Below are 24635 nucleotides of genomic sequence, written 5' to 3'. Positions count from 1 at the left end.
GAGAACCATGTCCCGATTCAAGAAACTGTTCGCCGTGCTGGCCCTGGCCTGCGCGCCCGCCGTGGCGCTGGCCCAGGCTTATCCGACCAAGCCAGTGCGGCTGGTGGTGCCGTATTCGCCGGGCGGCGGCGCCGACAATGCCGCCCGCATCCTCGCCACCCGGCTGGCGACCACGCTGGGACAGACGGTGGTGATCGACAACCGGCCGGGGGGCAGCGGCATGATCGGCGCGCAGGCAGTGGCCCAAGCCGAGCCGGACGGCTACACCGTGCTGTACGACGCCTCGGCCTTCGCGGTCAATCCGGCGCTGCGCAAGATGGCGTTCGACCCGGCGAAGGACCTGGTGCCGGTATCGCTGGCGGTGACGGTGCCCAATATCTTCGTGGTGCCGCCGAACGCGCCTTACAGCACCGTGCAGGAATTCGTCGACTATGCGCGCAAGCATCCCGGCAAGCTAACCTATGCCTCCTACGGCGCCGGCAGCGCGGCCCACCTGATCGGCGAACTGCTCAAGGCCCGGGCCGGCATCGACTTGCTGCATGTGCCGTACAAGGGCGGCGCGCCGGCACTGACCGACTTGATGGGCGGCCAGGTCGATTCCTATTTCGCCAACGCCGCGTCCGGGATGAGCTATGTGAAGTCGGGCAAGCTGCGCGCGCTGGCGGTGACGTCCGCGAAGCGCATGGCCGCGATGCCGGAGGTGCCGACGCTGGCCGAAAGCGGTTTCAAGGATTTTGAAGTGCTGGAATGGAATGGCTTCTTCGTTCCCAAAGGGACGCCCAACGAGGTGGTGGCGCGGCTGGCAAAGGAAGTGCAGGCTGCAGTGAAAGACCCGGCCACCCGCCAGAAGTTGCAGGGACTGGGGCTGGACCCGGTGGGCAGCACGCCAGAGGAATTCGGCAGGTTCGTGCAGGCGGAGATGACGCGCTGGGCGGGGCTGGTGAAGAGCAACCGGATTACGGTGGATTGATGCAAGGGCAGACGGACAATGCCGCCCGTCAGGGCGAGTCGCTTTCCTTGACCGAATCCGCGTAACAGCAGGAAAGCCCGCCAACCATTGATGCGGGCTCGTACAATCGGCGGGCTGCGGCATATTGCCGCGTCTACAAATGCACTGAACGGGACCAAACCAATGCATTCCAGCTTGCGCCTTCTCCCTCTTCTCCTCGGCATCTCGGCCGCGCCGCTTGTGCTGTCCGCCGATGCCGTTCCGTCTCTTGCACCAGGCATCAATACGCCGATGAGCCAGCTCGCCCGGCAGCCGTCGGTCAGGCAGGCGCTCGACTTCATCGAGAAGAACGAGGCGAAAACCGTGGCCAACACCAAGGCCATCAATGCCATTCCCGCGCCGACCTTTGAAGAGGGCAAGCGTGCCGCCGACTTCGCGGCGCGCCTGAAGGCGCTTGGGCTGGAGCAGGTGCAGATCGACGAAGCGGGCAACGTGATGGGAACCCTGAAAGGCAGCGGCAATGGCCCGACGGTCATGCTGGCCGCTCACCTGGATACGGTGTACCCAATGGCGACCGATCTCACCCTGACGGAAAAGGACGGGCGGTTGTACGCGCCTGGCATCGCAGACAACGCCCGGTCGCTGGCAGCCATTCTGACCATTGCCGAGGCGATGAAAGCGGCGAAGATTCAGCCGGAAGGCGACATCATCTTTTGCGGCAATGTTGGCGAGGAGGGACTGGGCGACCTGAAGGGCGTCAAGCATATCTTCGCAAGGAACAACGAGATCAGGGCCTTCGTCGGTCTGGAGCCGACGCTGGGCGGCGACGAGGGCGAGCCGGTCACTTATCTTGCAACCGGCAGCCGGCGTTACAAGATCAGCTTTAAGGGACCGGGCGGCCACAGCTATGAAGCCTTCGGCCTGCCCTCGGCGATCCATGCGCTGGGAAGGGCGGTGGCCCATATCGACGAGCTGCGCGTTCCCACCGACCCGAAGGTGACGTTCAATGTGGGCGTGATCGAAGGCGGTCAGTCGGTCAACACCATCTCAGGCGCAGCATCGATGCTGGTCGACATGCGTTCGGAAGACAAGGCAGCGCTGCAGACAATCGAAAAACAGATCCTGGCCGCCGTGCAGCAGGGCGCGGATGAGACCAACAAGCGCTGGAACAGCAACGCCATCAAGGTGGAAACCACGCTGATCGGGGACAGGCCGGCTGGCAAGATGGCGGTGTCGTCCCCCATCGTTCAGATCGCCCTGGCCGCATCATCGGTACAGGGCAGAAAGCCTGCGCTCGACATTGCCCACTCGACCGATGCCAACCTGCCGATGAGCCTGGGCATCCCGGCGATCACGATGAGCGGCGGCGGCGCGTCTTCCGGCATCCATTCGGCGAAGAATGAATGGTGGGCGCCGGTGAATGCGCATGCCGGGCCGCAGAACGTGCTGCTGACCGTCCTGGGCCTGGCCGGGGTCAGTGGCATTCAGCCTTCGCTGCTGAATGCAAAGCCGTGATACGTAAGGTTCATAGGGAGCGTTGAAGTGTGCACCGCCGGGAGCAGCCCACTGTGCTGGCCCGGCGGCTGTCAGCGGCAGGCACTGTTGGCGCCTGCCGTTTCTTAAAGCGGAGCAGCGTCCGCCACCATAAGAGCGACCTACTAAGCTTGCGAATTTTTGGCCATGAACTGTGAGTTTGGCCGGGTATGGCAAGGCGGCAGTATGCATCGTGCACGATGCATTCACCATCCGAAACGTGTCAGCGCATGCCTACTAACGGAAGAGATAGTGCGGAATGGTGCACCGCAGCAGACATCGGTACTCTACAGGTTGTAAACCGACATTAAGGAGCAATCATGTTTGACCACCTCACGCAAATCGCCGCGACGCAAGAAAAATTTTCCTTCGAGCAAGAAGAACTGAGCGCCTTTTCTTCCCTGGAAGGTCCTCCGGCCCAGCTTGAGCACCTGCCGCAGGGATTGATTGAAGACCAGTTGTGATAGGTCGAGTTACGCCTTGCTATCAAAGGCGTGACCCGCTTCGGGCGGATCATTACGTCGACTAGGCAGCGCTGCTCTTAAGGAGGCGGGCTGGAAATCAGGCACGCGAAGCGATCAACTCATTAAAAGCAGGGCGTTGCCCAGGTGTGAAGCACGGTTATCGACAAAACGTCCTTGGCACGAACTTCCTGGCAAGGGCGTCTTTTACCAGAAGCAAACCTGGAAGCGCTCAGCACTCTCGTTGAGCTCTTTTGTCTTGGCCATAAGATTTCTTCAGCTGCGGTCAACAATGCCGGCATCGAATGCCGGCATTGTGCGTTTTTGCTCCGCCTAAAGCGCAATTTTGTGTCTTTCTTTAGTAAAAGCCGGAATTTTTCTACATATCGTTAGTGTCGTTCCTATCATCAAAACCTTCATGCCAATCCTTGCCCTCTTGACTGTCGGATGCATAGGGACAATCGGTTTTACTTTTATTTAATGCCGCCGCTTCCTGGCCTTCTTCAAATGCCTTTGTAATAGACATATCACTCTCCATCATTAAAGGTTCATCGCAGAATATCATTTTCATCAACGCCGCTTTCGATTAAATCGAAAATTCTTGCCTCCTGTAGGTACTGGATGAGGATACAAAAACAATGATCAACACGCTGACAAGAAATGTGTGCGAGCTTTCCCAAGAACGCTATCGAGCGTTGATTCGGGGATCGTGGCAAGGAGATGGCCAGCCACGAGGAATTTACGCTGGCAAAAAATATCCACGCATATTGCTGTAAACCGCGCCATCGCTGGCATGGTGGGTGGTATCCGAATACGCATGGCTTATTAAAAAGTAGTCGCCTTAAGGCGCCGACCTATCGACTTACTTGCAATCGAAATATGATGCCGGCGCCAGGTAACTAAATAAATGGCTACTGGAAACGGTTAATGATGAGGGACCGCCCGCAGTTTTCCGATTCTCTTCACCGATTGCTTGAAACCACCAACGTCTACTCATCATGCCGCAATGATTATATGGCGCTGTGTCGCTGCTTGCTGACATGCGGGTCAGCGTGCTGAGCGACGGGTGAAAAAACACCTTTGAAACGTGGTGATTTTTAGTGAAGATCGCCCTTATCTGCTCGGTCATCTGCCTTGACTTTTTTATCGGCTTCAACTCGATCCAATCCGCTCGTCTCTTGTTTTCTTCCCGCTACCTGATCTCGTACCCCTGCAATCTTGTCCAGGTGGTTGTCGTTCAGCTTGCCCCACTCTTCCTTGATTTTCCCCTTGAATTGCTTCCAATTCCCTTCAACAATGTCCCAGTTCATGTCGGCTCCGTCTGCCAGGTCTGCGTACAGGTAGCAATTCGACATTTTGCTGAGAATAAGATTCCATTCCGATGCGCTTTTGGTCGCCATAAGAAGGAGCACCTCACCGGAGTGGCTAAATTCGCTATCAGTTAGGATGGCGTGGTTGGATTCGTCCTCCTTACCCGGTTTTTTGGCCTGCTGATGTTGACGCCGCTTGCCGCTGGGCACGCAATCACGTCTGGTTTTACTCAAGTCATAGTGCCCCAAGAAAGATTTGTCGTGAGTTGAATCCGAAAGGTGAAAGAAGCCAGGCAAGAGCACTGCAATTGGCAATGACAGTAAACCAAAACACCTGTTGGAAAGCTTGCTTCTTATACTTGTGCCGGAAAACTTTTTGGGCAATTAGAGCCCCCGGCCAGCCTCCGGCAAGACCAATTGCATGCAAAGTACTTTCCTTGGTCCTCCACCGATTATTCCGGGCCGCGGACTTGTCATTGGCGTAAGCGATAAAAGCCAAAATGCTCATTGCGATGTATAGGCCGAGGATCAGAGCAGGTAATTTACCAGTAAAACGACAAGCAGTAATGAATCCCAGAAAAGCGACGGCAGCAATCTGCGAATTCATGCCTGTGCGACAAGATGGTTGCTTTGCATATCGATGGTGGACGTAAGCGACGTTTTCGGCTCGAGGTTGTCCTTTTTCGTTCACAGCCAGGTCATACGTAACGATTTCATTACCTGCAGGACGAACTCCTTGGTGAGAAAACGATTTTACGTGGACAAAAACGGTCGGCCCGCCGCCGTTTGGCGTAATGAATCCAAAGCCCTGATCGTCCTTCCAGGCGCTTATTCTTCCCTGATACCGGGGATTTTTTTTATTGGTCATTATTAGCCGCTTCTCTTTTTTGGATGGAAATAAACGCAATGGCGGCATTCCGGCGTGCAATGATTTTAGCCACGTGCTAAAAACCTAATATACCTATGCGGATGGACAGGCCTGCTTATATGACATCAATTTTTTCTGTTTAACGATAAACAAAGATCGGCCATTTGCGCGTCATCGCATAAAGTTTTTCAAGGCTTGCTTACAATCTTTAGCAGCTTGCAAAGGGAGCAAGCAATTAAACACCTTGGCGATTGGAAAAAAATGCCAAAGCGGTTGCGGCCAATTTCCTGCCGGCGCCCAGTTTCCTGTTACGACGAACGTGAAGCCTGTTACATCGGGCATTCTTCCTTACCTCAGCCTCAAGGCAATTTGAAGAAACGCTCCCCAGCCGTTTTTCGCATGTGCACATTCTTTTAAAAATCGACCAATTCCATCAACCAGCCAACAACCTTTCCGTACCGTCAGCCAACCGACCGTGTTCCCTTTCATACCGGATATCGCGCACATCCCCAAAACCCATTCCCAGCCTGGCTACCGCGCCTGGCTGTCCGGCGCACCATGGGCTTCGCACAGGCTGGACAAGACGGAATACCAGGGTACGGATCGGCCGCCGCACGAATCGTCGGCGCCCTCATCGCAGATGAGTTTCCGGAGCGTGCCGTCTGCACCGGTTGAAGCAGTCGCAGCAACACCTGTCCATCCACCAGCTTGAGGTTCCGGCCCCGGGCAAATTCGCGGGCGGGTTCCGTAAACTGTCCTGATGTGACGACGAATCCGCCTGCCGCGCCCTTTGCCGCCATGACGCCGTACAGCTCGCGCACTACCTCGACGCCGACCTTGTACGCTTTCCACTGCTTGCATTGGACAAGGTAGGTCTCGCTACCCTTGCTTAACACAAGGTCCACGCCGCCGTCCGGCCCGCTGCCGCCGGTTTCGATCACCCTATAGCCCTGCAGCCGAAATCCTTCACCGACAAGCCGCTCGAATTCCTCCCACGACAAACCGTCCAAAACGCCGGCCGCCGGGTTCTGCGTGACCGTGGCGACCAAGGCGCGGCGCTGCCGGCGACGCCACGCCGACAGTGCGGCGCCGGCCAGGCAGATAACCGGCACGATGAACTGCCCGTAGTACGCCAGCGTCTTCCCCAGCATCTTTCCTAGGTACTGGCCGAGCTGAGTCGGCTGTGCAATGGGGACGGCCCCTGGTGCCGCCAGCGCATGGAGGACGCCATAACCCACGATGGCCATTCCCACGCCAGCCCACCAGGGCAGCAGGGCGATGAGATAGAGCAGGTCTTCGGCAGGGCTGGTTTTTTTCGTGCGTGGCATGGATATTCCCTGTGCTTGGCGGCCCGCAGGCAGCCAATGACTATTGGTGCGACTGTTATTGGCTGGGATATAAGCGATTCATGGGCAGTCGCCGGTGTTTCACTACCGAAGGCATCGCGTTGGACCGACCGACGGAGCAAGGCGGGAAAACCGAGCGTGACAGCGTGTTCCATTGGAGGTGAATCGAACACACCTCCGTCACCCCTTTAACTGAGCATGGACTGCTCTGTGTCGGCAGTGGTCCGGTCGCAGCTTGTCCGGGAAGTGTTGTATGCACATTCAACTTACCGCGGATACATATGCCGCTCCAATCTCGCTAGGCAATATAGATCACTCATAAAAGCTTTTCGAAAAAAGTTGATTTATAGCATCTATTTTGCAGGGTCGACATAGCCTATTCGTGGGATGGGCTTCAGGTCACAGAAACCTACGCACTTGCATTCACAAGACCAAGAACCGGTTTTACGACTCATCACGGTGGCGATCCACATCTTGCTGCTAGACCGAGAGAAAGGATATCTGAGCGCGTGAAAGAAGCGGAAATGGCGCCAAGAGGCCCCGCCAGCCGCCAGTGGATGTCGGCAGTCGAGCCAATACATGGCTGCTACGGCGCATGGAGCGATGCTGATGAATAAACGCAATCTGGAAGCTAAATAGAGGCCATCGCAACGCAGGCGTGGAAAGCTTGCTTCGTCCACACGGCGCGGACATGCAGACCGGGTGGCAAGGCACGGAGGGGAGCAGTCAGGCGACTGGTTCCCCTGCCCGGTGTCATCCCGGAAGACAGTGAAGTCGTCCTCCGGTGATCCTGCTTATTTTTACTGCGAACCGAGCGATTTGATCAGCGCATCCAGCTGCTCGCATTCCTCGCCGGTCAGGTCGGTCAGCGGCGGCCGCACGGGGCCGGCGCCGCGGCCGACTAGGGTGGCCCCAGCCTTCACGATGCTCACCGCATAGCCGGCCTTGCGGTTGCGGATTGCCAAGTAGGGCAGGAAGAAACTGTCGATCAGGCGCTCGGTGGTGGCGTAGTCGTCAGTGCGGATCGCTTCATAGAATTCTACCGCGGTCCGCGGGATGAAGTTGAACACGGCCGAGGAATACACCGGTACGCCGATCGCCTTGTAAGCGGCGGCATAGACTTCGGCGGTGGGCAGGCCGCCGAGGTAGCTGAAGCGGTCGCCGAGGCGGCGCCGAATGGTGACCATGGACTCGATCTCGCCGACGCCGTCCTTGAAGCCGATCAGGTTGGGGCAGCGGTCGGCCAACTTCAGCAGCGACTCCGCGTCGAGACGGCAGACGTTGCGGTTGTACACCACCACGCCAAATTTGACCGACTTGCAGACTGCCTCGACATGGTCTACCAGGCCGTCTTGGCTGGCTTCGGTCAGGTAATGGGGCATCAGCAGGATGCCATGCGCGCCCAGGCGCTCGGCTTCCTGCGCATAGGCGATCGCGGTACGGGTCGGGCCGCCGGCGCCTGCCAGGATGGGCACCTTGCCGCGGCAGGTTTCAACCGCCGTCTTGACCACCCGGGAATAATCGTCTGGCGTCAGCGAAAAGAATTCGCCAGTGCCGCCAGCCACGAACAGCGCAGTTGCGCCATAGGGCGCCAGCCATTCCAGGCGCTCGATATAGGTGCCGGCCTTGAAGTCGCCATTGGCATCGAAATCCGTAATCGGGAAGGACAGCAGGCCGGACGACAGGGTTTGTTTCAGGTCTTGTGGAGTAATCATGGATTGGGAAGGCACGGTTAAAAGTTAAAGGGCCAGCAACACGGGAACACGCCGTTATACGATAACTAACGAAATGTTATCAGTCATCGTACAACATGCTCGACAATGACGCAAGTTGGAAGCTACCGCAGTGCTCATCAATGCATGCCCGGCAGGCAGCGAAAGCAAGGCGGGCACCTTGCTGTATCATCCCGTTCCGTAAAACGAAAGCTGCACATGCTCATCATCACCATCAAACAGGGTAAGGAAAAGGCCTGCTTTCCGGCGACCCGTGGATTTACGTCTCCGCCGTCGAAAAGGTCGAAGGCAAGCCGCAAGAGCGCAACAGGCCGGGCGCCACGGCGATTGTGCAGTCGTCGTCCCGGCAGTTCCTTGCCCGCGCAGCCTATAACGCCAAATCACAAATCGCCGCCCGCGTCTGGACCTTGCGCGAGGACGAGCCGGTTGACCACGCGATGATCAAGCGGCGCGTGCAGGCTGCCGTGTCTCTGCGTGCCGATGCGCTGCGCAGCGCCGACCCGAAGGCACTGGTGCAGTTGGTCGATGGCGAAAAGGATGGGTTGCCGGGTCTCCTGGTGCACAGCTATGGCGGCACCGCAGGCTATCTGATATGCCAATTCAATGCCGGTGGCGTCGACCTATGGAAGGTGCCCGTCGTGCAGGCGCTCCTGAAAGCCACAGGGTGTCCCAACGTCTACGAGCGATGCGATCCCATGTTGCGCAAGGGCGAAGGACTGCCCATTGCGTCGCGCGCGCTGGCAGGCGATGAACCGCCGCAACGGCTAATGGTGCGCGAAGGCAGCCGTCTGGCGCCGATGGATATCCGCACCGGCTTCACCTATCCGCGTTGAGAGGCGTGCCGAACGGGAAGTCCTTAATCAGCGCTAAAGGGCATGTCGGACTTTCCGGGCTGTAGATCCATGCAGCACTCGGGCGGCGGCTGGCCGGCTTCAGGTGATCAATTCAGGGCCGTCTTTTATGCCATCCTGCAAATGCCTGTTCGCTAGAAAAAGCGGGCATCCAAATTGGCGATGAATGTGCATGTCCGCTCTACCAGGCCACACGACAGAATGAAACCCGTGTAACCGATAGGAAAACTGTCACTTGCCTTCCAACCTGCGAATTGGATGGGCACGTTTCACTTTGTTGGCTACGGTGCCCTTACGCGCGTGACGATGGGGTGGCGTAACCCGATCGGATGTCCGCCCCACCACATTTTTTTCCTCATTTTCACGGGCAAAACTGGTATTGCTGAAAGAAGCTCCTGCGACAAACAATACTAGTAGAAACATTGCCTTCTTCATTTCAGTCTCCTGGGTGAATAGTCTCTTGATGATAGGAGCAGGGATAAAGGCTACCTTGTCAGGAATCCAAGAAAGGTCAATTTGAAGGGTCGGCAGGTGTTTTCGTCTATTTGGGATGACTGGACTTGACCATGGCGCCATCCCTGATCAGCACCCTGGCGCGCTGTTCTGGGTTTCAATCGAGCAGGAAATGAGGTTAAGCGCAATTCCCTGCAAGTTGCAGCGACGTCACATCGTGACGAGCTAATTAAGGGAAGTTTCAACAAGGCCACGCGTTGCAGTCATTCAATTTAAATTGGCGACCGGCAGCTATTGACCTGACACCCGTTGGTCGCCTGTCTTTTCTGAATGACCTTTGCGCGGAGAACAGCTTTGATTCGCTGATTGTTAGCAGGCGATGATTCCCACAAGATAAAACGAAGCAGGTGTCGCTCTTACCGGTTCCTACTAGTCACACCGCGACCTCGTCGACGTTGTAACGGAATAGCCAGTCGTACCGTTCCCTTACCTTGTCTTCCGCCCATTCGCGATCCACATAAGCGGCCGCTCCCTCGGGCGAGGCCAGGGCGGGATTGTGAAAGCGCTTGCCGTTCTCCGTTGAGCGCAAGACGATTCTGGTGGTGCGCTCGATACGGGCTTGCTCGTACCTTGCCAGGGCAAGCGCCGGATTGTCCTCGTGCTGCCCGATGCAGCGCCCAAGAAGATAGCCATCCTCAATCGCCATCACCGCGCCCTGTGCGAGAAACGGCAGCGTTGGATGGCAGGCGTCGCCCATGAGGGTGACCCGGCCCACAGACCACCTTGTCAGCGGTGGACGCGCCATCAGTGCCCATTTGTAGGGGACGTCAATGTGGTTGATCATTTCATGCACGTCTTGATGCCATCCATTGAAGTCCGCATGACACTCATCATGCGAGCCCTTCTGCGTCCAAGATTCAACCTGCCAATCATTACGTTCGACAATGCCGACAAAGTTCATCAGCGTACCGCCATGCAGTGGATAATGAATGACATGAGCGCCGGGGCCAATCCAGTTGGTGCCGACAGTGCGGCGCATATGTTGCGGCAGGCGCTCCATCGGAATGACGCCACGCCATGCGAGGCAGCCGGAGAAGGATGGGTTGTCGGCACCGAACAGCTGGCCGCGAATGGGGGAGTGAACGCCGTCGGCACCGATCAGCATGTCGCCCAGCACCTCTCGTCCGTCACCCAGCTTCAGGGCCACGCCTTCTGCCGTCTGCTTAAACCCGCTGCACTTCGCGTTCAACGTAATGGCATCGGCCTTGATTGCACGAACGGCATCGGTGAGCACTTTGAGCAGATCCGGGCGGTAAATCGTGAAGTAGGGGTAGCCGTAATCCGCCACGGAGGTTTGGCCCAGGTCGAACAGTTTCCACGTCTGGCCAGTGCTCCACAGGCGTATCTCCTTGCCTTCCGGTTCGCTCGCAAGCGCTCCAAGTGCGTCGCCCAGCCCGAGCTGGTACAAGGCACGCAAGCCATTGGGGCTTAATTGTAGGCCTGCACCAACCTCACGCAGTTCGACGGCTTGTTCATAGACCTTTACGTCATATCCACGCCTGAGCAAAGACAAGGCCGCTGTCAGCCCGCCAATGCCAGCGCCAGCAATAAGAATACGTTGTGTCTTTTTCATTCCTGACCTCAATCCTCATAACATGATCGGTGGCCCACGCATGGCAGGCCGCGTTGCGTGGCAGCACTCGCGCCTACTCGAGACGGATGTTCTTTTCCTTGATGATGCGGCTCCACTTTGCACTTTCCGACTTGACCTTCTCGGCCAATTGTTCCGGTGTTGAAGGTGCCGGCGTAAACATGGCCTGCTTCATCTGCTCCAAGACAGCGGGTTCCTTCAGCGCCGTGGTAGCCATGCGGTTGAGCGTGGCAATCACCTCCGGCGGCGTGCCGCGCGGTGCGAACAGGCCGAACCAGGTCGCCGCCTCGAAATCCGCCAAACCGCTTTCCTGCACAGTGGGGACTTCCGGTAGTTCCGGCAGGCGCTGCTTGCTCGTCACGGCAAGCGCACGCAAGCGTCCCGCCTTGATCATGGGCAGCGGCGCGGTCGGCGTATCGACCATCATGTCGACGTCGCCGGCCAGCAGGCCGCTCATCGCTGGCGCCGCACCTTTGTAGGGAACATGCTGCATTGAGAGGCGTGTTGCGTTGAGAAAGAGTTCCGTGGTCAGGTGCGGCGAGCTGCCTTCACCGGGACTGGCAAAATTGAGCTTGCCCGGCTCGGCCTGCGCTTTCGTCGTCAGATCCCCAATCTTGGCAAAGGGTGATTTGGCATTCACAAGCAGCACATACGGCTGTGTGGCGATTAGGGAAATTGGCGAGAAGGACGTGATGCCGTCATAGGACAGCTTAGCGTAGAGGTGTGGCGCCATTGCATTGGAGGTCAGCCCGCCCCACAGCAGCGTATAGCCATCTGCGGCAGCGCGTGCCACTTTCGCTGCTCCAATCGTCGTTCCGGCGCCTGCAACGTTTTCGACAACAAAGGTGGCGCCTGACTGCTTCTGGAACGCTTGGGCCAGCAGTCGAGCGCTTGCATCCGTAGCACCGCCTGGCGCAAAAGGCACAACAATCGTTACTGGGCGCTCGGGATAGCCGGCCGCGTGGGCGCCGCCGTTAAATATCGACACTGCGAGGGCACCGATGCCTAGGTACTGTGAGAACTTCATGGGGTCTCCGTATGGTTCGGTTTGAATGATCGTGCTGCATTTAACCCCATCCTGATCAAGAATATAATCGCTATTATTTTCTTAATTAAGAAGTAAAGCTCATGAATGTGACGCAGCGGCAAATGCAGGCATTTCTCGCTATCGCGCGGCTGACCAGTTTCACGCGTGCCGCGGAGCGTCTGCATATCACCCAGTCGGGATTGAGCGCGATGATGCGCGACCTTGAAGAGCAATTGAAATGCCGCTTGTTCGACCGCACCACACGCTCCGTTGCCCTCACCACGGAAGGTCTGCAGCTGGTTCCTGTGGCGAGTCGCATCGTGGCTGAACTGGAGTCGATCACGGACACGATCAATCAGATATCAAGCCGCGCGCAGCGGACACTGAGAGTAGGGGTGACTCCCATCATTGCCGCTTTTGTCATGCCTGCCGCCATTACCGCTTTCAAACGAAAATACCCGGATATCAACGTGCACATCAGGGATATCAACCGCGAAGCAATACAGAATGGCGTGGCCAACGGCGAGCTCGACGCCGGGTTCGGGGCTTTTTTCAAGGCACAGTCGGGTATCGAGCGCACGCCGCTGGCTGCGTTCATGCTGGCCTACGTTTCACCCCTGGAAAGGAAGGCAAAAGCCCACAGGCACGGTACAGCGTCAGGAAAGACCAGATGGGCGACGCTGCATGACAAGCCATTGCTCGGACTGCCGTCCGACAACCCGGTTCAAGAACTGATAGAAGAGCAGTTGCGCATCATCGGTCGGGGCGACGAGGACAGGCCGGTGTACGAAAACTTTCAGACCCTGCTTGCAATGGTGGAAGCCGGATTTGGCGTAACGGTTCTGCCTTCCTTTATTGCGCCAGCGTGCCAGCGTTACCAGGTGCAGATGTCGCTTCTGACGGAACCGTCAGTGTCCTTGAGCTTCTACGAGATCACGAAAAAGGGCCGGTTACGGCCTGAAGCACTCTCTGCGTTGGCAGCCTCTATTCGCGCTGAATTCGAATCTTATGCAACGTTGAGTGCCTAGCAGCAGAGAGATGAATTGCTTGTTTCTGATTTCCTGCTGTCTGCCTGACCGGTGAAATCCGTTGCGCAAGGATAGAAGCCAACCGGCTCAATGCGACCAGCCAGCCAACGTTTGCTCAAGGACCCGCAGACCGTCCCAGTGAAAGATGAATGTCCGTTCTTGGCTGCAAGCAGGCACAGAAAGACGCCGCATTGTCCACTCTTGTAACGACTGTCTCCTGCCGGCAGCCGCTGCAGAACACCTGGATGAATTCAGACGTCTGTTCAAACCCTGATCAGTTCGAGACCGCCCGTTCCTGCGCCTGGCGCAGCCGTTCCCGGCTGTTGGAAAGATGGGTGCGCATGGCCGCCCGCGCCGACTCCGGGTCCTGGCGGCCAATGGCGTTGAAGATATCCTCATGCTCCCGTATTACCCGCTCCATGTAGGCCATCGGATCGTCCTGCGCCAGCTTGGCCGAATTAAGCCGCGAGCGCGGAATGATGTTGGTGCCGAGCTGGCCCAGGATGTCATGGAAGTAACGGTTATCCGAAGACTGGGCAATGGCCAAGTGAAATTCCATGTCGGCCGCTACGGTGTCGCCGCCGGTGCGTGCCTCTTGCTGGAAACGATCAAGCGCGTCTCGCAGCGCCTGCAATTGCGCCGCGGTGCGGCGGTGGGCCGCCAGCCCGGCCGCTTCGGTTTCCAGGCTGATGCGCAACTCTAGGATCGCCAGCACGTCGCGCATCGTGACCACGGTGCTGGGGTCAATGCCCAGTGTCTGGCTCGGTGTCGGCGCTGGCTGCAGCACGAAGGTGCCGATGCCATGCCGCGTCTCCACCATGCCGGCTGCCTGCATATGGGAAATCGCTTCCCGCACCACGGTACGGCTTACGCCCATCAGCCGCATGATTTCCGATTCGGTGGGCAGCTTGTCACCCGGCTTGACCGTGCCATTGCGGATGCCGTCGGCAATATAGGCAACCACGCCCTGGGCGAGGTTGCGCGGTTTGCGGGATAGGGCTGGGGGAACGGGAAGAGGGACGGTATTCATGCTGTCGGCCTGGACGGAAGTTAAATCGCTTAACAGTTGCCAATTTCGGATCGGCTAATTATACTCCGTCATATGTTGTCTGATGACTGATAACTATATCCGTATCAAATCACGGCAACCGACTTTAGCAGGCGCGGCGCAATGGCGGTTTATCGGTGCGGCGTTCGGTACAGCGGCAATCTTTCAGGAATCCCATGGAAATCAGGCACACCGAATCAGAGCAGGGCGTAGCGGCGGTCAAGCCGCTGTATATCAAAATGCATGCGAACGACAACGTGGCCATTGTCGCCAATGATGGCGGCTTGCCCGCCGGCACCGAATTTCTTGGCGAATTCGTGCTAAAAACCAGGGTGCCGCAAGGCCACAAGATCGCGCTGGTCGATCTTGCCGAAGGCGACGCTATCCGCCGCTATGACGTCATCATCGGCTACGCGATGCGCGACATAGCACAGGGCAGTTGGATCGAGGAATCGGTGGTGCGCATGCCGCCGGCACGCGAACTGACCAACCTGCCGATCGCCAACCGGGCGCCGCAGAAGGTTGAGCCCCTGGAAGGCTATACCTTCGAGGGCTACCGCAATGCCGACGGCAGCGTCGGCACCCGCAACATCCTGGCCATTACCACCACCGTGCAATGCGTGGCCGGCGTGGTCGAGCATGCGGTGCAGCGCATCAAGGCCGAGCTGCTGCCGCGCTATCCCAACGTGGACGATGTGGTTGGGCTGGAACACAGCTACGGCTGCGGTGTGGCCATCGACGCGCCCGACGCCGTGGTGCCGATCCGCACCCTGCAGAACATCAGCCGCAATCCGAATTTCGGCGGCCAGCCTATGGTGGTCAGCTTAGGCTGCGAGAAGCTGCAGCCGGCGCGGCTGTTTCCGGCCGGCAGCATCCCTATCCGCGGCGACGAGCCGTCCAACACTGTCTGCCTGCAGGATGATGCACACATCGGCTTCCAGTCGATGATCGATTCCATCATGACGATGGCCGAGCGCAGGCTGGCTGAACTGAACCAGCGCCGCCGCGAGACCTGCTCGGCATCCGACCTGGTGGTTGGCATGCAGTGCGGCGGCAGCGACGCGTTTTCCGGAGTGACCGCCAACCCGGCGCTGGGCTACGCCACCGACCTACTGGTGCGGGCCGGCGCCACCGTGATGTTTTCCGAGGTAACCGAGGTGCGCGACGGCATCGACCAACTGACCTCGCGCGCGGTTAATGCCGAGGTGGCCGACGCGATGATCCGCGAGATGGCCTGGTATGACGACTACCTGAAGAAGGGCGGTGTCGACCGCAGCGCCAACACCACCCCGGGCAACAAGAAGGGCGGCCTGGCCAACATCGTGGAAAAGGCGATGGGTTCCATCATCAAATCCGGTACCAGCCCGATTTCCGGCGTGCTCGCGCCCGGCGAGAAGGCCAAGCAGAAAGGCCTGTTGTATGCGGCCACGCCGGCTTCGGACTTCATTTGCGGCACGCTGCAGCTGGCTGCCGGCATGAACCTGCATGTCTTTACCACCGGCCGTGGCACGCCTTATGGGCTGGCCGCGGTGCCGGTAGTGAAGGTTGCCACCCGTTCCGACCTGGCGCGCCGCTGGCATGACCTAATGGATGTGGACGCCGGCCGCATCGCCACCGGCGAGGCCACCATCGAAGACGTGGGCTGGGAACTGTTTCGCCTGCTGCTCGACGTGGCCAGCGGCAGGAAGACCTGGGCAGAACACTGGAAACTCCATAATGCGCTGACGCTGTTCAACCCGGCGCCGGTGACCTGACACGCCATCCCGGTCGCACTACCCCCTCGCATCACCTCACGACAAGATCAATGAAGGACACTCTATGCAAGTCGCACGCCGCACCCTGATCGCCGCTTCCCTCTCGGCACTCGCGCTTTCCGCCATCGTCCTGCCGGCGCAGGCCCAGGACAAATGGCCCAGCAAGCCCATTACCTACGTCGTGCCGTTCCCGGCCGGCGGCACCACCGATATCCTGGCCCGCCTGATCGGCCAGAAGCTGGGCCCCGCGCTGGGCACCAACGTCATCATCGACAACCGTCCCGGCGCCGGCGGCAATATCGGCTCGGAACTTGTGGCGCGCGCAGCGCCCGATGGCTACACCATCATGGGTGGCACCATCAGCTCGCATTCGATCAATGCCAGCCTGTACAAGCTCTCCTATGACCCGTTGAAGTCGTTTGCGCCGATCACGCTGATCGGCACCAATGCCAATGTGCTGGTGGTCAATCCGGCCAGTCCGTTCAAGTCGGTCAAGGAACTGATCGCTGCCGCCAAGGCCAAGCCGGCCAGCCTGTCCTTCGCGTCCGCCGGCAACGGCACCTCGCAGCATCTGTCGGCCGAGCTGTTCAAGACCATGACGGGCATCGACATGGTGCATATCCCCTACAAGGGCAGCGCGCCGGCGATCCAGGACGTGATCGGCGGGCAGGTGCCGCTGATGTTCGACACCACCGTGGTTGCCGGCCCCTTCATCCAGAGCGGCAAGGTGAGACCGCTGGCGGTGACCTCGGCCAAACGGGTGGCCAGCATGCCGGATGTGCCGACCATGGCCGAAGCCGGCGTGCCCGGCTATGAAGTGGTGTCGTGGCAGGCGATGTTTGCGCCGGCCGGCACGCCGCCGGCTATCGTGCAGCGGCTGCAGACCGAAGTCGCGGCCATCCTCAAGCAGCCGGATGTGCAGGAGCGCCTAGCCAAGCTGGGCGTGGAGCCGTCGGGCATGGCGCCGCAGCAGCTGGCAGACTTCCAGGCCGCCGAGATCGCCAAGTGGGCCAAGGTAGTGAAGGCGGCTAATGTGAAGGTCGACTGAGCGTTGGCGTGACGGCATCGCAGCCGGCTTCCGGGCCGGCGCGGCGCTCACCGCCAGCCGTTTTTGCGACGCGCCGCCGCAGGATGGAATACTTCGAAGGGGCATTCCACCGTTGGTCAGTCAAGGAGGTCCTGCTGCAAGACCATCCCGGTTTGCGACGAATGGTGCAATGCTCAATGCAAACTGCACCTCACGAAAGCGTCGAAGGCGCCGAAAGCAGTTTTATTCCGCGTGCAGTCTTACCGCCTGAAGCGCCGGTACAGCGCCAGCAGTAGTCCTGTGCCTAGCCCCCAGGCGGCATTCACGCACAGCCCGGTCAGCATATTATTGGGCTTGAAGCCGCCCGCCATTGGCAATCCCTTGATCGGCGCGACTACGAACCAGGCCACCAGTGTCGGGAACACCATGCCAAACAGCAGGCATTTGACGACGAAGCCCGGCGTAAGCGGCCAGCGCCGGCTCAGCGCATGCAGCACGATGCCCCAGACGCCGCCCCAGAAGGCGGCCGAAATGAACTGCGGCACGCCCAGCGGGCCGACCGCTTTGGTGGCATACGGCGTGACCTGGGTGATGCCGGCCGATGCCAGCAAGCCAAGTACGGGCTGATGCAGCGCTAGCACCGCGATGAAGCCGGCGGCGAAGGCCACCAGCCATTGCGCGCCGCCCTGCAGCGAGGCGTCGGATGAGTATGGGGTTCGGACCTGGTTCAAGGCATTGTCTCCGGCTGAGGTGGAAAAACGTTGCCTATGCTAACCCGGCGCGCAATGCCGCGCTTTGCGCCGGCTCGCCTGCCCGCGCCTGCTGGTCAGGCAGGGCTGATCAGCGATGCCCCGCATGATGCATGCGCCGCATCGCGTGCCGCGTGCATTCCACCAGCCGCGCATTGCGCCGCGGCGCCGGTCGCGCGCAGATGGCCCGGATCGCCACCGGGTCGCCAATTACGGTCAGGCGTTCGCGGGCGCGGGAAAACGCAGTGTAGAGCATGCCCCGATGCACGAAGGCGGGTGAGCCAACGGTGCAGACTACGATCACTTCCTGGTATTCCGAGCCTTGCGCCGCATGGACCGTCAGCGCATAGGCCAACACTAGGCTGTCGAGCGCGCCGCCCGGATAAAGGATCTCGCGGCCATCGTCCAGCGCCAGCGTCAGGTGCAGCACACTGGTGCCGGCGTCATCGACCTCGCAGGCGACCAGGGTGCCAGTGTCGCCATTGACCACCAGCGCCAGTCCCTCGTCATCCAGCGCCAGGTTACGGCGGATGATGATGCGGTCGCCCAGGCGCAGCGCGCTGCCGGGAATGCGCTTGCCGGAAGGGTTGAGCACTTGGCGCAGGGCTTCGTTGATGTAGGTGGTGTTCCAGCCCGGCAGGTGGATATCGCCCCTGCGGCGCGGCATCAGCAGCGCGACCCGCTCCAGGCCGCAGCGCCGCACCGCATCCAGGTAGGCATGCACCACGCGCGAAAGGCCGACATCGTCCGGCGGCGGCAGCGAACGCGAAAAGCGCACGCCGGGACGGTCATGGCAGTCGACCGCGCCGAGGCGGCACTGCTGCACCAGTTCATGGATGCCGCCGTCGTTGCGGTGCCCCTGGTGCAGTCGGTGATGGTCGCCGGGCAGCAGCAGGATGTTGGCCAGCACATTGCCGGGGCCGACCGATGCCAGCTGGCCGGTGTCGCCCAGCAGGATCAGATGGCAGTCGGCCGGCAGCGCATCGAACAGTGCGCGGGCCAGCACCAGGTCCAGCATCGACGATTCATCCACCACCACGATGTCGGCTTCCAGCGGCTGCTGCTCGTCATGGAGATAGCCCTCGTCCCTGACACCCAGCAGGCTGTGCACCGTCACCGCGCTGCGGCCGTAGCGCCGCACCCGGCCGGACAGCACCTTGGCTGCCTTGCCGGTCGGTGCGCAGAACAGGATGTTGCGATCGCGCGCCACATGCGCCAGGACTTCCATCATCGCGGTCTTGCCGCAGCCGGGGCCGGCGGTCACGGTATGCACCAAGTGGGATGACGCCAGCATGCGCTGCAATGCACTGCGCTGTCCGGCGTCGAGCGCGAAGTGCTGGCCCATGGCCTGCTCGGCCGCGCCGATGTCCGCTTCCAGCGCAGCGGCATCCAGCGCCACCATGGGCGCAGCCATGCGCAGCGCCCGCCGCGCCAAGTGCAGCGCCAGCGCCTGCTCGCAGTGAAACAGCTGGACCGGGTAATGGCAGCCGTCCTTTACCACCAGCGGCTCGCCCGTCTTTTGCGCCGCTTTTAGCGCCGCCTCGGGCGGCACATCGGGATCGCAGGCGGCAATGCGTTCGGCCAGTTCCTCTGCATTGAGAAAGCTGTGGCCGTTGCGTTCGCAGCCGTCGCGCAGTGCATGGGTGGCCAGCGCCGCCAGCCTGGCATGGTGAAAGCGCGGAAAGGCCAGGCAGGTCAGGGCGATCCGGTCGGCCGCCGGAAACACATAGCCTTCCACCTGCCGGATTGGCGCATACGGATCGGCGCCAAACACGCTCCATGCCTGGCGCACCGGCTCGGCCGCATCGGCCACCAGCGGCAGCAGCCAGTCGGCCAGGCGGCGCAGCACGGCCGGCCTGATGCCGGTGGCGCCGATCCGGCCCGACAGGTCGCGGCAGATCAGCGCGGCGGTGTCGAGGCCTTCGGTTGCCGCGATGCGGCGCCTGGTAACCAGCGAAAAATCCACCGCATGCGGATTTTCGATCAGCAGGTCGCGCAGTGCATGCAGCTGGCCCGCATCCTCGTAATGCGCAACCAGCTTGCGGGCGGTGGCTGCACCGCAGCCGCGGAAGTTCGCCTTCAGATGGGCGGCCAGCGCATCGGCCGAGCAGGGCAGGTCGACCGCGGCGGCCGCCACCAATATCTGGGGGCCGTATTTGGGATGGTTGACGATGCGTCCGTCCAGCCGGTAGCGGTTGCCCGCGGACAGACCGGCCAGCGCCTCGCCGACGCAGGTCAGCCGCTTGCCGTCATCCAGGCGCACGCTGCCGCGGCCCCATTTGTCGTTGTAGACGACGAGCGATGAGAGAATGCCTGCAACCTGGTCCATGGAAGAAATTCAATCAGAGCCATTGAAAACGCCGCCCGGTCAAACGACCTGGGCGGCGGCGGGGCTGTGCTGCCGTGCGGGGCACGGTACGACAGCATCAGGGTCAGAACGGGATCGCGTCGTCTTCGAGTTCGAATTCCGACAGCGCCGGCTGGCTTGACTTGCGGGTGGTGCCGGACGTCGTTTCAGCGCCCGGCTTGCCGGCTTCATGCGACTCGTCGCCATGTGGGCGGCCACCCAGCATGCGCAGGTCGTCGGCGATGATCTCGACTACGTAGCGCTCGACATCATCCTTGCCAGTCCACTTGCGGGTCTGCAGGCGGCCTTCGACGTAGACCAGCGAACCCTTCTTCAGGTACTGTCCCGCGATCTCGGCCAGCTTGCGGTAGAGCACCACGCGATGCCACTCGGTGGCTTCCCGCTTTTCGCCGGTGGCCTTGTCCTTCCAGGTCTCGGTGGTGGCCAGCGTGAACTGGGCGACGCTGTCCCCGGCGGCGGTGGAGCGCGTCTCCGGGTCGCGTCCGAGATAGCCGATCAGGGTGACTTTATTCAAGGTACTCATGCGATTCTCCTTCAGGGTACGTAATGCTTGCTTGTTGGCTGCTTTATTACTGCTTCTTCACTGCTTTTTGACTACTGCCTGACTGCTTAATGAATGTCGAGCCGCACGCGCTGTTCCGCGTGGGCGCCGGGCACCGGCATGCCGGCCTTCAGCGATGCCGCGATCGCCTTCTTGTCCGGCGTCGGCGGCGGCGGTTCATGGCGCACCAGGAACTGCGGCGGCAATGCCTCCTCCTGGTCGATCACCACCAGCGGCGGGTTCTTGCGTACCGCCAGCGAGAACAGGGCGGTGGTTACCTTGTCCCGTCCGGCGGTCTGCATCAGTTCCAGCGCCAGCCGTCGGCCGCGCTCGGCCGCGCGCAGCAGGCCGGCGTGGCGGGCTTCCAGCGCGGCGATGGTCTGCTCCACGCCGCGGGCTGCGGTTTCGACGTTGCGCACCATCTTGGCCAGGTTTTCCAGGCGCTCGTCGAGCGGGCCGGAGATGCTGTCGAGCGTGTCGGCGATCAGTTTCGGATCGTCATGCTGCTCGGCCAGGATCTCGGCCAGCCGCCGATACTGCGCGGCCAGCTCGAAGGCTTCGAACACCGGGTTCATGCTGCAATGCCCAGCTGTTCTTCGTTCTGAGCTTCCAGCCAGGCCTTGCGCTCGTTCTTCAGCGCGGTCAGGTCGGCCAGGGTCTCGTTGTCCGAGAGCGCGGTCGCCACCCGGTAGGCCGCGGAAAACGCCTTGAACAGGTCGTCCAAGGTAACGGCGCCGGAAATGGCCTGGCGCATCTCGGCCTTCTGCTCTTCCGACACGGTGCGCTTGACCGGCGCATCCACGCCCGCATCCAGCCAGGACAGCAGCTTGCGCCCGGTTTCCACGTCCGGCTTGAAGATCGAGCCGTCGAACAGACGGGTACGGTCCTTGCCGGCAAAGGCCATGTGGTGCAGGTCCAGTTCCAGGAAGGTGGTGAACTCGTACTCGATGCCGTCGCGCATGATGGGCGCGAGGCCAATCTTGCGTACGGTCTGGCGGCCGGTCCGCTCATCCTTTTCCTGCACGTACTCGGTCTTGGCGCGCATGGTTGCGATGATGTGGCACTTGCTTTGCAGCAGAGCTTCCACCAGCGCATTGTGCTCCGGCGTCACCTGCCGCCAGGCCTGCCAGCTGTTGCCCGACTTGTCGGCGATCTTGCCCTGCCGGTCGAGCGAACCGCCTTCGCCGGTCCAGGCATGGGTCAGGCTGTCGACGATGATGGTCTGCACGCCGGCATCTTCCAGCGCATGAATCGCCTCGACATAGCGGGCCGGGGTGTACGGCGGCGTCAGCTGCAGCACGTCGTAGCCTTCCGGCAGCAGGTCGGCATACAAGTCGCCGCTGCCATGCTCGGTGTCGATCATCCCGATGCGTCCACCCAAACCGCCGGCGATCAGCAGTGCGGAGTAGGTCTTGCCGCTGCCGGCCGGTCCGGACATGCCCAGACGGAGCTTGGCGCGGCGCTTTGTAGCACGATGAATTTCAAATCCAGCCATGATGACTCTTTTCCTTTCAGTTTGGGTTTCCTGCATCTGTTGCCGACGGCCGACTTCCTCGAACCACTGCATGCCGCCATCGTCTCTACTGTCCTGCTCGTCCATGTCACCTCCCGTGCCGGCCGATTACGCCTGCATTCCGCTTAAAGAGCTACTTAAAAGGTAGCTCAGCAATAGGCGCGGGCGCTGTATCGGGCAAACCTGCCAGCCTTGCCTTAATGCAGCTTGCGCGCGCGTGCCGGAGCGTCGTTCGCCGCTACCGGCAGCAGGTCACCGGGCGGCAGCAGGGCGCTGGCCTGGGTGACCGTCAGCCGGCCCTTGCGCACCGCTTCCAGCACTGCCGCTTCCCGTGCCTTCACGTCGCTGCCCAGAGAGGGCATCCAGCGCACCGGCTCGCGCCGCATGCGGGACTGCTGCACCGCCCGGGCATAGTTGTCGCCGAACACGATGCGTGCGGCGCCAACGTCGCCGGCTTCCAGCAGCGGCAGCGCCAGCCCCCAGGCCCGTGCCATTTCCTCGGTCCAGACGATGGATGCCGTCTCGTCACGGGGCAGCATGTCCCACGCTTCCTCGGCGTCTGGCCTGCCGTCAGCAATGCGCACGACGATGTCCGACACCTTCAGCCGCCCCTGCACCTCCATCCGGCAACGCGACAGCGCGCCCAGGATAGCAGTCTCGTCGAAGTCCGCCAGGTCGCCCGCCAGTATCCTGGCGGCAGCCGCCGACAGCGTCTGGCCGCAGATTTCCGACGTCACCAGTATCGCGTCCACCAGTACGCCCTGCGGCGCCTGGGCGGGCGGGCTGACTTCAAATGTGTCCGAATTGATCGGTTGGGAATAACGAACTCTCAGCTTTTTCATGGCACTCCAGGCTTAACCTTCCTCAGTGATCGGATGAATCTCGGCGGCTCTTGTGCCAGCACAAAAAACGCCTAAATTGGTTGCAATACAACAACGAAAAATCCGGGCTCCTCGGCTACACTAGGCGGCATTCGTGGCAACCATCCCGGACCGGGCGCCGCACGCCATTCGTGAAGAATCCATATCGGGGGAGAACGTCGATGAACAGCAGCCAGATTAGGCACAAGAACTTCCACGCCCTGTTCAACGACTACATCTCCCGTCATCCCGATCAGCCGCAACGCGGCATGCTCAAGCAGTTCGCCCAGCAACTGGGCTTGTCCGACCGCTACCTCAGCCACATCAAGTGCCAGCGCAAGAACATCGGCAACAGCGTGGCCCGCGCGATCGAAACCGCGTTGGACCTGCCGCATGGCTGGATGGACAGGGAACACGACAGGCCCGCGCCGCCGGCCGATGAACGTGAAAGACTGTTCCTCGACACCGCGCTGACCCTGTTCCGCGCCCAACCCGACTACGCGCGCGAGCTGATGCTCGACCTGCTGCGCCAGCAACTGGCAGCGCCACGCGCCAACCTGCCACCGACCGCGCTTAACGACACGACGACGGCCTGACCTGCGAGAGTTGACGCGACAGCCACGGACGACTATTCAGGCAGCCTTAAGGCAGAGCTGCCATGTCAATTAATTAAGGAAATTTCGGCATGTGCCTGCCGATCAGTGATTGTGAAAGGAGCTGTATATAAACACAGTGCCTATGTTAACCAAATCTGCGACCAATTGCAATACCTTTCTGGTAGTTTCTGCTGAAATTTTCAGCAGAAAGTCACAAGGGAAAACATTGGAAGAAAATCATAAAGCACTGTTTCTAAATAAAAATAAAATTTCCTACAGTGCTTTTCGTCTCCATCGAAGATGAGGTTGCAGAGTTGGTTTTTCAAGGGCTTTTAATGATCGTGCCGGCAGCTTATTCACGAGATGCCGAGGATGCGCGGACAGCGTAAGGAGATGGACGTTTTATGGATGAGTTGGCTTCAGCGGTGCTGTCACTTTATTAATTACACATAAATCCTGGCGGTTTTCCTTTAGTACTGGACAGTATTAAAGCGAAGCTGGTTTGCAGCCAGGCATCGCCAGGAAAATTAACGTGCGCGGCATGAGGGTCCATCCGCAGGAGCGCTGCCCGCTCGCGCGAGTTGGAAACGGCATGGCAGGGAACTGGTCCCCGGCAACCGGCAACGGAGGCAAGCGGGCGAAATACGCCGCGCCTCGGGGCAAGTGCCCGGTTCGATTCAGCCGGTGTAACGGTTTCCCAAGCCATCGCTGACAGGCTCTGCGCCGAATGCGGCGGTACACCCTTTGAGTGATGCTGCCGTGCAGGCACATGGTTGCGCCTGCACGGCCCGTTACCGGCGGCTGCTAACGGAAATGACGCGACAGCCTCATGAATGGGCTGATCGGTGTCGCCCGCCCTGCTGCGCCCACCTCCTTCATGCACAGCGTGACATCGGTGGCATTCATCATGGTGCCGGACTGGGTGCTACTCAAGGGCTCGTCCACATGCCCGGCCGGTATGCAAAGCGA

The 24635-nt window shown here is 60.3% G+C and carries 23 protein-coding genes and 1 pseudogene; 8 read left to right on the top strand and 16 right to left on the bottom strand.

Annotated elements, in window-relative coordinates:
- The first annotated feature begins 7 nt into the window (after positions 1-7).
- From KTQ42_RS23320 to KTQ42_RS23310, 3 genes are all read left to right on the top strand, one after another.
- A complete protein-coding gene (locus tag KTQ42_RS23320) occupies positions 8-970 on the top strand; it encodes a tripartite tricarboxylate transporter substrate binding protein (RefSeq protein WP_217347998.1) in 963 nt (320 codons plus the stop codon).
- Between the two features lie 162 nt (positions 971-1132).
- Entirely contained in the window at positions 1133-2464 is a 1332-nt protein-coding gene (locus KTQ42_RS23315; RefSeq protein WP_217347997.1) for a M20/M25/M40 family metallo-hydrolase, read from the top strand.
- 338 nt (positions 2465-2802) lie between these two features.
- Positions 2803-2946: a hypothetical protein gene (locus KTQ42_RS23310; RefSeq protein ID WP_217347996.1), complete on the top strand. Its 144-nt coding sequence runs from the start codon at positions 2803-2805 to the stop codon at positions 2944-2946.
- A 376-nt stretch (positions 2947-3322) separates the two neighbouring features.
- Here KTQ42_RS23310 and KTQ42_RS23305 read toward each other — a convergent pair whose 3' ends face one another.
- The 5 genes from KTQ42_RS23305 to kdgD all read right to left on the bottom strand — a co-directional run bounded on the left by KTQ42_RS23305 (position 3323) and on the right by kdgD (position 8182).
- A complete protein-coding gene (locus KTQ42_RS23305; protein ID WP_217347995.1) occupies positions 3323-3514 on the bottom strand; it encodes a hypothetical protein in 192 nt (63 codons plus the stop codon).
- A gap of 526 nt (positions 3515-4040) precedes the next feature.
- Positions 4041-4253, bottom strand: a complete 213-nt coding sequence (locus KTQ42_RS23300) for a CsbD family protein (protein ID WP_217348102.1) — start codon at positions 4251-4253, stop codon at positions 4041-4043.
- 235 nt (positions 4254-4488) lie between these two features.
- The gene (locus KTQ42_RS23295; protein WP_217347994.1) at positions 4489-5121 is read right to left on the bottom strand and encodes a cold shock and DUF1294 domain-containing protein; all 633 of its coding nucleotides are present in this window, start codon (positions 5119-5121) and stop codon (positions 4489-4491) included.
- 485 nt (positions 5122-5606) lie between these two features.
- Positions 5607-6449 (bottom strand): restriction endonuclease, encoded by an 843-nt coding sequence (locus KTQ42_RS23290; RefSeq protein ID WP_217347993.1) that lies wholly within the window; start codon positions 6447-6449, stop codon positions 5607-5609.
- Positions 6450-7267: 818 nt separating this feature from the next.
- Entirely contained in the window at positions 7268-8182 is a 915-nt protein-coding gene (kdgD, locus tag KTQ42_RS23285; RefSeq protein WP_217347992.1) for a 5-dehydro-4-deoxyglucarate dehydratase, read from the bottom strand.
- Positions 8183-8398: 216 nt separating this feature from the next.
- On the opposite strand from kdgD, the pseudogene KTQ42_RS23280 reads away from it, so the two are divergent.
- A pseudogene (locus KTQ42_RS23280) lies at positions 8399-9033 on the top strand (SAM-dependent methyltransferase).
- 249 nt (positions 9034-9282) lie between these two features.
- Here KTQ42_RS23280 and KTQ42_RS23275 read toward each other — a convergent pair.
- The 3 genes from KTQ42_RS23275 to KTQ42_RS23265 form a co-directional block, all read right to left on the bottom strand.
- Positions 9283-9486, bottom strand: coding sequence for a hypothetical protein (locus tag KTQ42_RS23275; RefSeq protein WP_217347991.1), 204 nt, complete (start codon positions 9484-9486; stop codon positions 9283-9285).
- A gap of 451 nt (positions 9487-9937) precedes the next feature.
- Positions 9938-11137 (bottom strand): FAD-dependent monooxygenase, encoded by a 1200-nt coding sequence (locus KTQ42_RS23270; protein ID WP_217347990.1) that lies wholly within the window; start codon positions 11135-11137, stop codon positions 9938-9940.
- A 73-nt stretch (positions 11138-11210) separates the two neighbouring features.
- Positions 11211-12182, bottom strand: coding sequence for a tripartite tricarboxylate transporter substrate binding protein (locus KTQ42_RS23265; protein WP_217347989.1), 972 nt, complete (start codon positions 12180-12182; stop codon positions 11211-11213).
- Between the two features lie 101 nt (positions 12183-12283).
- On the opposite strand from KTQ42_RS23265, the gene KTQ42_RS23260 reads away from it, so the two are divergent.
- Positions 12284-13210 (top strand): LysR family transcriptional regulator, encoded by a 927-nt coding sequence (locus KTQ42_RS23260; RefSeq protein ID WP_217347988.1) that lies wholly within the window; start codon positions 12284-12286, stop codon positions 13208-13210.
- A gap of 274 nt (positions 13211-13484) precedes the next feature.
- On the opposite strand, the gene KTQ42_RS23255 is transcribed toward KTQ42_RS23260, so the two are convergent.
- The gene (locus KTQ42_RS23255; protein WP_217347987.1) at positions 13485-14240 is read right to left on the bottom strand and encodes a FadR/GntR family transcriptional regulator; all 756 of its coding nucleotides are present in this window, start codon (positions 14238-14240) and stop codon (positions 13485-13487) included.
- Between the two features lie 194 nt (positions 14241-14434).
- Between KTQ42_RS23255 and garD the strand changes: the two genes are divergently transcribed.
- Both garD and KTQ42_RS23245 read left to right on the top strand, forming a co-directional pair.
- Positions 14435-16012, top strand: coding sequence for a galactarate dehydratase (garD, locus tag KTQ42_RS23250; protein WP_217347986.1), 1578 nt, complete (start codon positions 14435-14437; stop codon positions 16010-16012).
- 64 nt (positions 16013-16076) lie between these two features.
- Positions 16077-17060 carry a tripartite tricarboxylate transporter substrate binding protein gene (locus KTQ42_RS23245; RefSeq protein WP_217347985.1) on the top strand — a complete coding sequence of 328 codons (984 nt, stop codon included), beginning with the start codon at positions 16077-16079 and terminating at the stop codon, positions 17058-17060.
- Between the two features lie 239 nt (positions 17061-17299).
- Here the strand turns inward: KTQ42_RS23245 and KTQ42_RS23240 are convergent, their stop codons facing one another.
- The 6 genes from KTQ42_RS23240 to KTQ42_RS23215 form a co-directional block, all read right to left on the bottom strand.
- The gene (locus tag KTQ42_RS23240; protein WP_217347984.1) at positions 17300-17770 is read right to left on the bottom strand and encodes a hypothetical protein; all 471 of its coding nucleotides are present in this window, start codon (positions 17768-17770) and stop codon (positions 17300-17302) included.
- 109 nt (positions 17771-17879) lie between these two features.
- Positions 17880-20117 (bottom strand): AAA family ATPase, encoded by a 2238-nt coding sequence (locus KTQ42_RS23235; RefSeq protein WP_217347983.1) that lies wholly within the window; start codon positions 20115-20117, stop codon positions 17880-17882.
- Positions 20118-20220: 103 nt separating this feature from the next.
- On the bottom strand, positions 20221-20679 hold the full coding sequence (gene ssb / locus KTQ42_RS23230) for a single-stranded DNA-binding protein (protein WP_217347982.1): 459 nt from the start codon (positions 20677-20679) through the stop codon (positions 20221-20223).
- An 86-nt stretch (positions 20680-20765) separates the two neighbouring features.
- Positions 20766-21272, bottom strand: coding sequence for a siphovirus Gp157 family protein (locus tag KTQ42_RS23225; RefSeq protein ID WP_217347981.1), 507 nt, complete (start codon positions 21270-21272; stop codon positions 20766-20768).
- Positions 21269-22297, bottom strand: coding sequence for an ATP-binding protein (locus tag KTQ42_RS23220; protein WP_217347980.1), 1029 nt, complete (start codon positions 22295-22297; stop codon positions 21269-21271). Before KTQ42_RS23220 ends, KTQ42_RS23225 begins: the two co-directional genes overlap by 4 nt.
- Before the next feature lie 110 nt (positions 22298-22407).
- On the bottom strand, positions 22408-23052 hold the full coding sequence (locus KTQ42_RS23215) for a hypothetical protein (RefSeq protein ID WP_217347979.1): 645 nt from the start codon (positions 23050-23052) through the stop codon (positions 22408-22410).
- Positions 23053-23252: 200 nt separating this feature from the next.
- Here KTQ42_RS23215 and KTQ42_RS23210 point away from each other — a divergent pair, with 200 nt between their 5' ends.
- Entirely contained in the window at positions 23253-23666 is a 414-nt protein-coding gene (locus KTQ42_RS23210; protein ID WP_217347978.1) for a hypothetical protein, read from the top strand.
- A gap of 804 nt (positions 23667-24470) precedes the next feature.
- On the opposite strand, the gene KTQ42_RS24325 is transcribed toward KTQ42_RS23210, so the two are convergent.
- On the bottom strand, positions 24471-24599 hold the full coding sequence (locus KTQ42_RS24325; protein ID WP_283093325.1) for a hypothetical protein: 129 nt from the start codon (positions 24597-24599) through the stop codon (positions 24471-24473).
- Between the last annotated feature and the right edge of the window lie 36 nt (positions 24600-24635).

It is taken from the genome of Noviherbaspirillum sp. L7-7A (assembly GCF_019052805.1).
In the GTDB taxonomy this organism is placed as follows: Bacteria; Pseudomonadota; Gammaproteobacteria; order Burkholderiales; family Burkholderiaceae_D; genus Noviherbaspirillum_A.
This window is presented reverse-complemented; position numbering and strand designations above follow the sequence as displayed.